The organism is Desulfosarcina sp. (genome assembly GCF_041551955.1).
In the GTDB taxonomy this organism is placed as follows: Bacteria; Desulfobacterota; Desulfobacteria; order Desulfobacterales; family Desulfosarcinaceae; genus Desulfosarcina.
Genome location: NZ_JBFELV010000001.1, coordinates 17,082 through 26,422, shown reverse-complemented (window position 1 = coordinate 26,422; position 9,341 = coordinate 17,082). Strand labels below are relative to the sequence as shown.

The window sequence follows — 9,341 nt, the reverse complement described above, 5'->3', positions numbered from 1 at the left end:
GGGAAAATCCATGGAGGTCAACACGATGCGCCCTCGTCTGCTCGATCACCTGGCCGGTGAAATCGACACGTTAAAAGAAAACGGACTCTACAAAGATGAACGGGTGATCACATCCGCCCAGCAAGCCGCCATTACGGTCGACAGTGGGAAAACAGTCCTCAATTTTTGCGCCAACAACTATCTGGGGCTGTCCAACGATCCGCAATTGGTGGAAAAGGCTCAGGCGGCCCTTTCGACCTACGGTTTTGGTATGTCCTCCGTTCGCTTTATATGCGGTACCCAGGCCATCCACAAAACCCTGGAAGACAGAATCAGCGCCTTTTTGGGAACCGAAGACACCATTTTATACAGTTCCTGCTTTGACGCCAACGGCGGCCTTTTCGAGACCCTGCTGGACGAGAACGACGCGGTGATCAGTGACGCCCTGAACCATGCCAGCATCATCGACGGGGTCCGCCTGTGCAAAGCCCGACGCCTGCGGTACCGGAACAACGACTTGGCAGATTTAGAGCTGCAGCTCAAAGCAGCTGCCGAATGCCGCTTCCGCCTCATCGCCACGGATGGGGTCTTTTCTATGGACGGCATCATTGCCAATCTGAAAGGCATCTGCGACTTGGCGGACCGGTATGATGCCATGGTGATGGTGGATGACTCCCATGCCGTCGGCTTCGTCGGTGATCATGGCCGGGGAACGCCCGAGTATTGCGGTGTGTCCGATAGGGTGGATATCCTTACCGGCACCCTGGGCAAGGCACTCGGCGGCGCTTCGGGTGGGTACACCTCAGGCCGCAAGGAGATCGTCGCCTGGCTGCGGCAGCGCTCCCGACCCTACCTGTTCTCCAACTCACTAGCACCGGTCATCACCGCCACGTCGATCGCCGTGCTGGACCTGCTCGAGGCGCGTTCGGACTTGCTCGTCCGGCTCAAAGAGAACAGCCGCTATTTCAGGCAGGGCATGCAAGCGGCAGGATTCACACTGGTGCCCGGCCACCACCCGATCATTCCGGTGATGCTGGGAGACGCGGTACTGGCTCAGAAACTAGCGGCGCGGATGCTTGACGAAGGCATTTACGTAGTGGGATTCAGCTTCCCGGTGGTGCCGAAGGGCCAGGCTCGCATCCGCACCCAAATGTCCGCCGCCCATACCCGAGACCACCTGGACAGGGCAATCGCTGCCTTCATCAAGGTGGGCCGAGCGCTCGACGTCATCCATTAAGAAACGAAGGCAGGTAATCGCGTGGAAAACATGAAAGCCATTGTCAAGCTGAAACCCGAAACCGGGATCTGGATGGACCACGTGCCGTTCCCGAGCATCAGCCACAACGACGTGCTGATCAAAGTGGTCAAGACCGCCATCTGCGGAACGGATATTCATATTTACAATTGGGATGCATGGTCCCAAAAAACAATCCCCGTACCCATGACCATCGGCCACGAATTCGTGGGCGTCATTTCCGAAATCGGCAGCGAAGTCAGGGGCCTGAAAGAGGGGGACCGAGTGTCTGCTGAGGGCCACATCACATGCGGTCATTGCCGCAACTGCCGCGCCGGCAAGCGTCACCTGTGCCGCAACACCATTGGCGTGGGGGTCAACCGACCCGGCTGCTTCGCCGAGTACATCAGCGTACCGGCATCCAATGTGTTTCGTGTTCCGGACACCATCGACAACGATATTGCCGCCATCATGGACCCCTTTGGCAATGCCGCCCACACCGCCCTCTCCTTCGATCTGGTCGGCGAGGATATCCTGATCACCGGCGCCGGACCCATCGGCATCATGGCAGTGGCCATCGCCCGCCATGTGGGGGCCCGACATGTAGTGGTCACCGATGTCAATGACTATCGACTGCAGATTGTCGCTCGAATGGGAGCTACCGCAGCCATCAATGTCGCCCAGACGACCATTGCCGACACGGCAAAGCGATTGGGCATGAAGGAGGGATTTGATGTCGGCCTGGAAATGTCCGGCAACATACAAGCTTTCAGGGACATGCTTCAGGCCATGAACTATGGTGGTCAGATCGCCCTTCTGGGTATACCGGCCGGCGAGGTCGCGCTAGACTTGACGCAGATCATCCTCAAGGGACTGAAGATCAAAGGCATTTACGGCCGTGAAATGTTCGAAACCTGGTACAAGATGACCAGTATGCTCCAGAGCAACCTGGATATCTCGCAGGTGATCACCCACCGGTTCGGGGTGGACCGTTTCCAGCAGGCTTTCGATGTAATGCGCTCGGGGCAGTCGGGCAAGGTAATTATGGATTGGGAGTAAAACGGCCGGGAAATTCCCCGGCCGTTGCCCTTTTCATTGGTGCCTCGTTCACGGCAGGATGCCGCACCACCCATCCCAAAATTCCGAAATTCCTCAACCCATCAATTGATGCGTCCTATCCTTCTCCGCCGTAACGCCGAGGTTTACCCTGAACCTTTTAATTACCGGAAGGCCACGTCTTAACCTTTGATCACCCGGGGTGTCAGCATCTGGTGCTGCGGACAGATCGATTTTGGGTTCTGGTAGACACAACCGGCAAAGGCGGCCAGGTAACGCCTGATTTCCGACATTTTGACCACCTCATCCACAAAACCCTTGCGGGCACAATAGCTCGGACGGGAATAGTCGTGGTACTCCTGGGCCATCTGGTTCATCTTGTCAATAATCGGCTGCAGGGGTTTGCCCGCCCCTTTCTCCTTGACCAGGCGTCGTGAAAAACTGGCGGCGGCAGCCGTCTCCCCGTGCATGACATATATTTCCGTCGTGGGAACGCCAAGGGTCAGGGCGTTGTGGCGGTTGGCCGTGGGGCCACCCATCACATAATGGGCGGCGGCGGTGCCTTTGCGCAATACCATCAGCAGTTGAGGTACGTCGGTGGATTGGATCGAGTAGATCAAGGACTGACCCAGACCCAGCAATTCGGCCTTTTCGGCGATATCGCCCACGTCGATACCCGACGTATCCTGGAACCAGATGATGGGTACCCGGTCGCGGCCGCACAGGGTAACGAATTCGTTCATCTTGATCAGGCCCTGACGGTAGAGTTTACCCCCGATGCCGGGGTAGTCGGCATATTCCGGGTAGCCTTCACCCAACCACCCTTGGCGATTGCCGATGACGCCCATCAGATAACCGTCGATTTTGACCAGGCCGGTATAGATCTCGGGACCGTAACCCGGCTTGAATTCCATATGTTCGCTTCCGTCGACGATGCGGGCCAGCACCTGGTCGAAGTCGTAGATCTGTTTCTGGTTGAAGGGAATCAGGCTGTATATATCCTCGGCTGGGAAAAGGGGTGCTTTGGGTTCGGCCACCCGGAAAAACTTGGGATTATAGGCCGGGATGTCCTTCATGTAATCCTTGATGCCGTCGAGCACCTGGGATTCCTCCTCGTAGACATACCTGAAAAAACCCGTTCCGTCATAGTGAACATCCACCGATCCGGGTGGTTTGGCTTTAAATTGTTTAGCCGCATTGATCAGGGCCTCGGCCCCCTCTTCATCGAAAAAACCCTTGGGCGACATGCCGCTGAGGATACCGCCGCCGCCCACGGCCATGTTGCAGTCCTTGTGGGCGAACAGGACCGTCGGACTGATCGCCTGGTATCCGCCACCGGCCGGATTGGTGCCGTAGATGGCGGCCAGAATCGGAATCCCTTCCTGATTCAATTCCGCGTGGCGAAAAAAAGTGGTGCCGCCACCGCGCCGATCGGCGTAAAATTTTTCCTGCTCCGTCAGCTTCACCCCGCTGCAGTGGACCAGCCACACCAGGGGAATATTCAAGCGCTTGGAAAGGTCGGTCACCCGCAGGATATTTTCGTATTGCCCGGGCAGCCAGGCGCCGGCCATCACCTTGTTGTCGAAACCGATGATCACGGCCCAACGCCCGGAAATTTTGCCGAGACCGTCCACCACGTTGGTGGTGCCCTCTTCGTTGTCTTCCGGGTTGTACAGGGTGTGCAAGGGGCACCAGGTACCCGGGTCCACCAGATAGTTCAGCCGCTGCCATACCGTCATCTGGCCGCGGGCATTGATTTTTTCTTCTGAGAAACCGGCTTGTTTGACCTTCTCCATTTCCTTTTTCAGCTGGGCTTCGACGTCTCTGATCTGCTTGACATTTTCTTCGGCGCTCTTGATCTGTCCGGCATTCATCTCTCGCCCGAAAACCGGCATTTTCTCAAAATACGGTCTCATGGTTTCTCTCCCGAATCGGTTTAAATGTTTATTCTTCTTGTACAGGCCATTGGCCCTTTTCCATCAATACTTCTCTGAGCACCTTTAAAGCGGTGTTTACCGTAGGGATGCCACCGTAGGTGAATGTCTGAAAAATTACTTCGGCAATATCCTTGGATGTACAGCCCACATTCAAGGCAGCCTGGATGTGCAGCTTGAGTTCTTCCGGCCGGGACAGTACGGTCAACACGGCCACCGTCACCAGTTGGCGCGTCGGATGCGGAATCTTCTCCCGGGCATACAACCTGCCGGTGATAAAAAGGGACAGCTCTCTTCCCAGATCTTTATCAAAATCCCGCCACAATTCGAAGGGTTTTTCTCCATCGATCCCGCTAAAGTACAAAGCCCCGGTCGCTTTCGTTTTTTCGAGGATGTCCTCACTCACAGCATCTGTCCTTTCTATGTCCAATTCAGAAATGAGCCACTTTTTCGTCGAGCAAGGCCGCACAAGGGTTGATGGTGAGGCGTACGGGTCGTACGCCGCAGCCGGAAACCCACGGAGAACGCCGCTCGGCGGGAAAATGGGCATTTCTGGAAGAAACGGATTAGCGGTTGGCCTTCCGATACCCCAACTGATCCAGGGCGATGATCCACTTGCAGATGTTCGCCGACCCCTCCACCATGTAATACGTCGGCGTGTCACGGTAAAACCGCGCCACCGGATACTCCGTCGAGTACCCGTAAGCCCCCAGGATGCGCATGGCATAGTTGGACGCCTTGCTCACCGCCTCCCCGGCAAAGTATTTGGCCATGGCCACGTCCAGGCCGTTGTTCAACCGGCCCTGGTCCTTGGCCCAGGCCGCCTTGTACACCAACAGCCGCGACGCCTCGATCTCCGTGGCCATCTGGGCGATCATGTCCTGGTTCATCTGGTACTGCCCGATGGGCTTGCCGAACTGCTTGCGGTCGTTGCAGTACTTGACCGCCACGTCCAGGCAGGCCTGGGCCACACCTACGGCGCCGGCCGCCGCACTGAGCCGGGTCTGGTTCAACGACCCGAAAACGATCTTGGCACCGTCACCCGGCTTGCCCAGGATGTTCTCCTTGGGAACCCGCGTGTTGTCCAAAAACACCTCCCCGGTCGGCGACGAAAAGGACCCCATCTTGTCCAGCCGCGTCGTCTTGATGCCGTTGAAATGTTTAGGCTCGATCACGAAAGCCGACAGCCCCTTGGATCCCGCATCCGCATCGGTGTAAGCGTAGTAGATCAGCACGTCGGCCACGTCCGCGTTGGAAATCCAGGTCTTGGAGCCGTTGATCAGCCAGTGATCCCCCTTGTCCACGGCCGTGGACGCCATGGCCATGACATCCGAGCCGGCGTCCGGCTCGGTGATGCCGAACCCACCGATCAGGTCGGCCGTGCACAACCCCGGAATGTACTTCTTTTTCAGCGCCTCCGTGCCGTAGGTGAAAATGGTGAAGGCGCAGCCCAGTACCTGCATGTTCACCTGCACCCGCAGCGAACTGGCCGCCCGCGCAATCTCCTCGGTGACGATCATGGCCGCCAGCCAGCCCATGTCCTCGCCCTCGTATTCCTCGGGAATCACCGTGCCGAAAAAACCCAGCTGCCCCATGGGCTTGATGGCCTCCTCATAGGGAAAGTAGTGGTCCTTGTCCCACTGGTCCGCGTTGGGCGCGATCCGCTTGGTGGCAAACTCGCGCACCGCTTTGCGCAGCATCTCCAGTTCCTTGCTCAGCTGAAAATCCATGAGATCTCCTTTAGTTCCGCTACCATGATCAAACACACCGATCTTTATGCCTGACCGGCATTCTTGAAGCCACGGTTAATCTATCCCGGGAAATGGGATATCGGCCGGGGCTTTGACGCCCTCCCCGATGCAAACCGTGCGGCTAAACGGTCGTGTTCGTAAATACAGCCTCCGGAAGGCTGACGCGAGAAGGCAAGCTTGCGTCATGATGAAGTCCATGGCTTTTAGTTGAACCCCATCATTCTGGGGAACCATAAGACCACATCGGGAAGAAATGTGATCAACAGAAGGACAAAGATTTGGATGGCGATAAAAGGCAGCACCGCCTTGGATACGTAAATCAGATCCCGGTTGGCGATAGCCCCGGTGATGTACAGGCTTACGCCCATGGGGGGTGTGCAGTATCCGATAGCCAGATTCACCGTCATGATCAGCCCGAAATGCATCCAGTTGATGTCGAATGCATTCAGCATGGGCAGGAATACCGGGCCAAGAATCATGGTAGCCGAAATGATGTCCATGAACATGCCCACGATCAGCAGCAGGATGTTCATGGCGATCAGAAAAACCGCCGGAGAGGTGATGGCCGAAAGCACCGTCTCGGTAATTCTGCCGGGGATGCTTTCAAGGGTCAGCAGCCTGCCGAAACAGGTGGCCCCGGCGACGATGATCAGAAGCGTTGCCGAGGTGACCGCGGAATTAATCGTGATCTGCTTCACCTGGCTCAATTTCATGGATTTATGGATGAACAGCTCGACGATAAAGGCATACACACACGCCACCACCGCCGCTTCGTTGGCGGTAAAGACACCCGAAAAAATTCCTCCGAAAATGATCACCGGCAGCATCAGCGACCAGAAGCCCTCCTTGAACACGACAAGGGTCTCCTTGAAGGAGGGCATCGGCATGCGTACAATCTCTTTTTTATTGCGGAAAAAGAAATAGGAATACAGGCAAACCAGCAGCATGATCAAAACACCGGGCAAAAAGCCGGTAAGAAACAGCCCTTCGAGGGATACGTTGCTGATCATGGAGAAAAGGATCATGCCGATACTCGGAGGGATGATGACCCCAAGGTTAGGCGAGGTGGTCATCAACCCGAGCGTATACTTTTCCGGATATCCGTTTTCCAGCAGTGCGGGGATCATGAACCCACCTAAGGCCACCACGGTGGCGACGGTGGACCCTGATATGGCGCCGAAGAGTCCGCAGGCCAGGACGCCCGCCATGCCCAACCCCCCCGGCAGCCAGCTGACCATCGCGTTGGCCACTTTGATCAGTTTTTCGACAATGGATCCGGCCGTCATGATATTTCCGCACAGGATGAAAAACAGCACCACGACCAGGGCAAAATTGTCCATGCTGCGAAAGATGGTCTGAAACAGCAAAAGCAGGGGGATGTCCGTAAAGAAGAGGAATCCAAGGACGGCCGTAAAAAAAAGGCACATGAAAACAGGGATGTAGGTGGCCATACACCCCAACAGAATCAGTAGGAGGATCAAGTCGTTGAGCTGCATAAAAGGAAATCTCCTTGTTTTCTGCTCCGGTTGGTTCAGGCGCGTTCAGCTTCCGCTTCAGTTTGCTTGAAATCCTGGTAAATAACCTGCAGCGTTCGAATGAACATCAACACGCCGGTTAAAGGCAAAATGGCATACAGATAGACCAGCGGAATCTGAAGAATCAGGGTCTTTTGAAACGTTCTGGCCTGCATGGCGGCCATTTGCCACCCATAAACCATCATCATTACAGAAAAGATCAGGATCACTGTGTTACTGAAATAGGTCAACGGTGTTTTTAGTTTGGGGAACAGTTGCACCGATGCATCGATCTTGATCATGGAGCGTTTTTTTACCGCTGCGCAACATCCGATAAAAGTGGTGTAGATGATCACCTCACGAACCAGTTCTTCAGACCAGGCCAACGTATAATTGAACCCGTAACGAAGCACCACGTTGAAAAAAAGGGCGATCAGCGCCACCATGACGCTGACAAACAGCGTCCAGTCCTCGAAGAAGGATAGTGCCTTATCCAACACACTGAACATCTTACCAGTCATCAACGGTCCTTTGCCATGGCGTTATAGACAAAAGGGGGTTTCAGCATTGGAAACCCCCTTTTGTCAAGATGTGATTTACATGAAGAACTTATTTGGTGTAGCCGATGAAGCCTTGAACCTCTTCTAGAAAATTGGCCGGCCGGTAGGTGTCTCCCTTATAGAGTTTGTTTATTTCTGCAGCGAAAGCCTGGTGCGTCTTGTCACCCTGGGCTTTGAGCGTTGCCATATCGGCATCCGGAAGCTTGAAAAACTCGATATCGGCGGCTTTGGCCTTTTCAATTTCATCGGTTTCCTGCTGGACGGTTTCGATTCGGATCTTGGCGCAGACGTCATGCACCGTTTCCTTGAATGTTTTCTGGAGATCCGCGGGCAGGCTGTTGAACCAAGCCTTGTTGAATATCCAGATAAACAGTCCCTGGGCATAATTCAACTGGGTGAAGTACTTGGCGACTTCGAATTTCTTGGTAATATTGCAGACCATCGGCGTATGATCCAGCCCGTCGATGACACCCTGTTTCAATGCCACCGGCACATCGGGCCACGGCATCACCACGGGATTGAACCCCCAGTTACTGTAATTGAGCTGGTTGACTGCCGCCTCGGCGATGCGGAACTTGACTTTCTTGGCGTCGGAGATCGTTTTTACCGGCGTGGTCGTTGCCCAGCCATAGTTTCCGTAACCGGTGATGTCCAGTCCCATGATGCCCTGATGATCCATGGCCATCATGAAATGGTCGAACAGCTGTCCGCTCCCGGCAAATTTATCCAATTTCTCGAACGAGTCGATCAGAAAGGGCAGGTTGACCACACCGAAACGCGGCCCCAGGTTGGTCGCTGCGACAGAGCTGACGCCCATGCCCTGGATGGCGCCCATCTGTAATTGATTGAGGACCTCAACCTCACCACCCAGCATGGAAAAGGGTTTGTAGTCCAGGTAGATCTGACCGTTGGTGCGCTTCCATAGTTCGTCACGGATGGCGAACCCGGCATACACACCCTTGATCACCGGATGCGACACATTGGAAACAATGCATTTGTATTTGGCACCCGACGGATCAAAACTTGGTTTCCACGCATCCAGAGACGGCCCGGCTGCAATTACAGGGCTGATCCACAAACCAATCACCACCAACACCACACATGCCATCTTCACGGTTCTGTTACCCATCATCCGGCCCCTCCTTTTGTTCACGCGCTGTTGAAAGAATGACCTATGCCAAGCTACATACCAGCTACTTAACAGCTACTAATTTTTTAAGTCAAGTAAAAGTTTTAAAGATGATTCATCAAATGAAACCCACTACTGTCTTTTAAGGTGCCACGAGACAATCGGGATCTTGCTGAAAAACCTT

Annotated in this window: 8 protein-coding genes; 2 read left to right on the top strand and 6 right to left on the bottom strand. The window is 55.0% G+C overall.

All coding sequences use genetic code 11. The annotated features are described in order from the left end of the window. The first annotated feature begins 10 nt into the window (after nucleotides 1–10). Nucleotides 11–1,216: a glycine C-acetyltransferase gene (locus ABYV26_RS00200; protein WP_372677001.1), complete on the top strand. Its 1,206-nt coding sequence runs from the start codon at nucleotides 11–13 to the stop codon at nucleotides 1,214–1,216. A 30-nt stretch (nucleotides 1,217–1,246) separates the two neighbouring features. Beyond that, nucleotides 1,247–2,272 (top strand): L-threonine 3-dehydrogenase, encoded by a 1,026-nt coding sequence (tdh, locus tag ABYV26_RS00195; RefSeq protein ID WP_372677053.1) that lies wholly within the window; start codon nucleotides 1,247–1,249, stop codon nucleotides 2,270–2,272. A 179-nt stretch (nucleotides 2,273–2,451) separates the two neighbouring features. Here the strand turns inward: tdh and ABYV26_RS00190 are convergent, their stop codons facing one another. The 6 genes from ABYV26_RS00190 to ABYV26_RS00165 form a co-directional block, all read right to left on the bottom strand. Further along, nucleotides 2,452–4,185 carry an acyl-CoA carboxylase subunit beta gene (locus tag ABYV26_RS00190; RefSeq protein ID WP_372677000.1) on the bottom strand — a complete coding sequence of 578 codons (1,734 nt, stop codon included), beginning with the start codon at nucleotides 4,183–4,185 and terminating at the stop codon, nucleotides 2,452–2,454. A gap of 28 nt (nucleotides 4,186–4,213) precedes the next feature. Continuing rightward, nucleotides 4,214–4,609 (bottom strand): carboxymuconolactone decarboxylase family protein, encoded by a 396-nt coding sequence (locus ABYV26_RS00185; RefSeq protein WP_372676998.1) that lies wholly within the window; start codon nucleotides 4,607–4,609, stop codon nucleotides 4,214–4,216. A gap of 160 nt (nucleotides 4,610–4,769) precedes the next feature. Then, nucleotides 4,770–5,933, bottom strand: a complete 1,164-nt coding sequence (gene acd / locus ABYV26_RS00180) for a glutaryl-CoA dehydrogenase Acd (protein WP_372676996.1) — start codon at nucleotides 5,931–5,933, stop codon at nucleotides 4,770–4,772. Nucleotides 5,934–6,157: 224 nt separating this feature from the next. After that, nucleotides 6,158–7,450: a TRAP transporter large permease gene (locus ABYV26_RS00175; RefSeq protein WP_372676994.1), complete on the bottom strand. Its 1,293-nt coding sequence runs from the start codon at nucleotides 7,448–7,450 to the stop codon at nucleotides 6,158–6,160. A gap of 35 nt (nucleotides 7,451–7,485) precedes the next feature. Beyond that, entirely contained in the window at nucleotides 7,486–7,989 is a 504-nt protein-coding gene (locus tag ABYV26_RS00170; RefSeq protein WP_372676992.1) for a TRAP transporter small permease, read from the bottom strand. An 88-nt stretch (nucleotides 7,990–8,077) separates the two neighbouring features. Then, on the bottom strand, nucleotides 8,078–9,160 hold the full coding sequence (locus tag ABYV26_RS00165) for a TRAP transporter substrate-binding protein (protein WP_372676990.1): 1,083 nt from the start codon (nucleotides 9,158–9,160) through the stop codon (nucleotides 8,078–8,080). Between the last annotated feature and the right edge of the window lie 181 nt (nucleotides 9,161–9,341).

What these genes read in the sequence shown, in the direction of transcription:
- ABYV26_RS00200 (WP_372677001.1), top strand. Translation starts at nt 11, where the DNA reads ATGGAGGTCAACACGATGCGCCCTCGTCTGCTCGATCACCTGGCCGGT.
- tdh (WP_372677053.1), top strand. Translation starts at nt 1,247, where the DNA reads ATGAAAGCCATTGTCAAGCTGAAACCCGAAACCGGGATCTGGATGGAC.
- ABYV26_RS00190 (WP_372677000.1), bottom strand. Translation starts at nt 4,185, where the DNA reads ATGAGACCGTATTTTGAGAAAATGCCGGTTTTCGGGCGAGAGATGAAT.
- acd (WP_372676996.1), bottom strand. Translation starts at nt 5,933, where the DNA reads ATGGATTTTCAGCTGAGCAAGGAACTGGAGATGCTGCGCAAAGCGGTG.
- ABYV26_RS00175 (WP_372676994.1), bottom strand. Translation starts at nt 7,450, where the DNA reads ATGCAGCTCAACGACTTGATCCTCCTACTGATTCTGTTGGGGTGTATG.
- ABYV26_RS00170 (WP_372676992.1), bottom strand. Translation starts at nt 7,989, where the DNA reads ATGACTGGTAAGATGTTCAGTGTGTTGGATAAGGCACTATCCTTCTTC.
- ABYV26_RS00165 (WP_372676990.1), bottom strand. Translation starts at nt 9,160, where the DNA reads ATGATGGGTAACAGAACCGTGAAGATGGCATGTGTGGTGTTGGTGGTG.